This window comes from Parafrankia sp. FMc2 (genome assembly GCF_041008525.1).
Classification (GTDB): Bacteria; Actinomycetota; Actinomycetes; order Frankiales; family Frankiaceae; genus Parafrankia.
Genome location: NZ_JBFLUG010000305.1, coordinates 1 through 3,112 on the forward strand (window position 1 = coordinate 1; position 3,112 = coordinate 3,112).

Genomic DNA, 3,112 nt, shown 5'->3' on the forward strand with positions numbered 1-3,112 from the left:
TCGCCTTCGCCTGGCGCCGCTGCAGCCGCCGCAGCCGCTCGGCTTCTTTCGACCGCAGACCGGGGCAGACCAGCAACTCGCCGGTGGACAGCGTGACCGAGACGGCAACACCCCGATCCACCCCCACGACCGCACCCGTGCCCACGCCCGGCCCGCTCCGCGGGAAACCGGATTCCTCTCCGGCCTGAAGGCCGGCGCCTCCTCCAAAGGCAGAGATGACGACACCCAGCGCAGTACCACCGCCGGAGCCGCCCGCCCCGGCTGGACCGCCCGCCCCGGCTGGACCGACTGTCTCGCCGGGCGTCGCCGCGGCGCTCGACCAGGCAGCCGACCTGCTGCGCGGCGCCGACGCACTGCTGGTCTGCGCCGGTGCCGGCCTGGGCGTGGATTCCGGCCTGCCCGACTTTCGGGGCACCACCGGATTCTGGCGGGCGTACCCGCCCTACGCCCGCCTCGGGCTGTCGTTCACCCAGCTCGCGGACCCCGTGCACTTCGGCGCCGATCCGTCCCTCGCCTGGGGCTTCTACGGCCACCGCCTCGGCCTCTACCGCCGGACGGTCCCGCACGCCGGCTTCGCCGTGCTGCGCCGGTGGGGCGCCCGGCTGCCCGCGGGAATGCGGGTCTTCACGTCGAACGTCGACGGCCAGTTCCAGCGCGCCGGCATCACCGAGGTGGCCGAGGTCCACGGCTCGATCCACCATCTGCAGTGCCGGCTCCCCTGCACGCAGGACGTCTGGTCCGCCGACAGTGTCGAGGTGGACGTCGACCCGGAGACGATGCGGGCGCGGGACCCGCTGCCGCGCTGCCCGCGCTGCGGGGACCTGGCTCGTCCGAACATCCTGATGTTCGGCGACTGGAACTGGGTCGGCCGTCGCAGCGAGACCGGTCTGGACGCATGCGCCTCCTGGCTTGACGACCTGGCCAGCCCGCGGCGGCTGGCGGTGGTCGAGATCGGCGCGGGCACCGCGGTGCCGACCGTGCGCCGCATGGCCGAGTCCGCCGCGGCGGCCGGCCGCCTGATCCGGATCAACCCGGATCAGGCGGATCTCCGCAGTGAGGCGGGCATCTCCGTGCCGCTCGGCGCGCTCGCGGCTCTGACCGAGCTGGACGCCCGCCTGCCCTGAGCCGCCAGCAGAGTTCATGCCGTCGGCCGGCGGGGGACCCCGGGCCGGTGCCCTTCGCGGATGGCCTCCACCACCAGGCCCATCACCCAGCTGACGGCCTGTGTCGCCGTGTCGGGGTCGAGCTGCCAGACCCGGACGAGTCGCTCGTAGCCGGGGAGGCTCCACAGGACGTCCAGCACGGCGGCCGTGGCCCGGTGCTCGTGCTCCGTCCAGCCGGTGCTGTGTGGAGCGACGGCGCTGAGGAGGGCATCGCGCCGCTGCCGGTCCTCGTCGATCAGGACCGGTTGCCGTGGCTCCGTGTGATCCCACCGGGAGACGGCGTAGGACGACAGCGCGGCGAACGACCGCGCGGTGACGTCGATGACGGTGTCGAGGTCGAGGTCGTCGTACCCGACCCCGGCCTCCGCCTGCAGCCGGCGCATGACGGCGGCGTGCAGGTCGCGCTCGGTCGGAAAGTGCCGGTAGACGGTCCGCTCGCCGACTCCTGCCCGCTCGGCGACAGCGCGGAAGGTCAGGCCGCTCCAGTCCCATATCGGGAACTCGTGGACCAGGGCCGAGCCGGCGGCGACGATGCGCTCACGGGTCTGGCCGGCGCGTTCGCGGCGTACCGGGCTGTCGTAGCGCCGCCGCTGCCGGGGCTGGCCGCCTTCGCCGTCGGATGTTGCGGGCGTACTCATGTTGATGGCATCATACTGTCGCGAATTGACGGGCGAAACCGGGGGACGACCCCGGGCGGACGGGAGCGGTCAGGTGGATCTCGGCTTAGCTGGCGCCACGGTCGTCGTGCAAGGCGGTACCCAGGGCATGGGCCTGGCCGCCGCGGAGTGCTTCGCCGCGGAGGGGGCCAAGGTCGGCGTGCTCGCGCGCAACCGGGCGAACCTCGACGCTGCCGTCGAACGCCTGCTGGCGCTGGGGGCGGCCGACGCCGTGGCGCTCCCCGCCGACATCACCCGGCCGGAGGAGGTCGCCGCCGTCTTCGACCAGGTGAGGGAGCGGTGGGGTGCCCTGAACAGCCTGGTGAACGCCACCGGGCCGAAGAGCAGCCGGATGGGTCCGTTCGAGGAACTCACCGATGATGACTGGCTCGCGGCGATCGATGTCGGCGTGCTGGGGATGGTTCGCTGTGTGCGGGCCGCGCTGCCGCTGCTGCGCGCCGCGGAGTGGGCCCGCATCGTGAACATCTCGGCGCACTCGACCAAGCGTCAGACCGCCTCGCTGATCGCCTACACCGCGGCCAAGTCGATGGTCACCAGCATCACCAAGAACCTCTCCCTGACGCTGGCGCCCGACGAAATCCTGGTCAACACGGTGTCGCCGGGCAGCTTCGCCTCCGAGGGTCTCGCGACCTGGGCCCGTGGCGTCGGGATCGATCCGGGCGATCTGCACGCCGTCATGCGTGGCATCACCGAGCACTTCGGCCATCCCGCGCACCTGCCGCGGGCGGGCGCGCCCGCCGAGATCGGCGCTGTGATCGCCTTCGCCGCCTCGCGTCGCAACACCTACATGACCGGCGCGAACCTCAACGTCGACGGCGGTTCCGACTTCTGCTGACCCGCGGCAGCGCGCGTCGCATGTCGCGGTGAGTCGGATGAAGCACCGTGAGCCGTCACGTGTCGGACCACACATCGATGCCGCGGGCTTGGAAACACGCCTGCCGTTGGTTGGGTCCTCAGAGATGGCAGGCCGCGGTACGCGACTGTCGCCACGACCGGCCGCACGAGCCGTCGACCCGACGGGAGGATGGACGGATGCGCCGAGCGTGGACATGTCGACCTACGGCGTGATCATGGCGCCGGGTGGCGGGATGGGCGCGGCAGTGCACGAACGGCGGGAACCACGGCGACGGAGAGAGGCAGCCCGGCATGGGTCGACTGACGCATCTGCAGCGGCTGGAGGCGGAGAGCATCCAGATTTTCCGGGAGGCCGTGTCGGAGTGTGAGCGGCCGGTGATGTTGTATTCGGTGGGTAAGGACAGTTCGGTGTTGCTG

The 3,112-nt window shown here is 72.0% G+C and carries 3 protein-coding genes and 2 pseudogenes; 3 read left to right on the forward strand and 2 right to left on the reverse strand.

Going from position 1 to position 3,112, the window contains the following annotated elements:
- Positions 1-151: pseudogene (locus AB1460_RS36490) on the reverse strand (RNA-guided endonuclease TnpB family protein); the annotation flags it as partial.
- 64 nt (positions 152-215) lie between these two features.
- Between AB1460_RS36490 and AB1460_RS36495 the strand changes: the two are divergent.
- Positions 216-1,124, forward strand: coding sequence for an SIR2 family NAD-dependent protein deacylase (locus tag AB1460_RS36495; RefSeq protein WP_368967061.1), 909 nt, complete (start codon positions 216-218; stop codon positions 1,122-1,124).
- Between the two features lie 14 nt (positions 1,125-1,138).
- Here AB1460_RS36495 and AB1460_RS36500 read toward each other — a convergent pair whose 3' ends face one another.
- The gene (locus AB1460_RS36500) at positions 1,139-1,801 is read right to left on the reverse strand and encodes a TetR/AcrR family transcriptional regulator (RefSeq protein ID WP_368967062.1); all 663 of its coding nucleotides are present in this window, start codon (positions 1,799-1,801) and stop codon (positions 1,139-1,141) included.
- 73 nt (positions 1,802-1,874) lie between these two features.
- Between AB1460_RS36500 and AB1460_RS36505 the strand changes: the two genes are divergently transcribed.
- Both AB1460_RS36505 and AB1460_RS36510 read left to right on the forward strand, forming a co-directional pair.
- Positions 1,875-2,675 carry an SDR family NAD(P)-dependent oxidoreductase gene (locus tag AB1460_RS36505; protein WP_368967064.1) on the forward strand — a complete coding sequence of 267 codons (801 nt, stop codon included), beginning with the start codon at positions 1,875-1,877 and terminating at the stop codon, positions 2,673-2,675.
- 311 nt (positions 2,676-2,986) lie between these two features.
- A pseudogene (locus AB1460_RS36510) lies at positions 2,987-3,112 on the forward strand (sulfate adenylyltransferase small subunit); the annotation flags it as partial.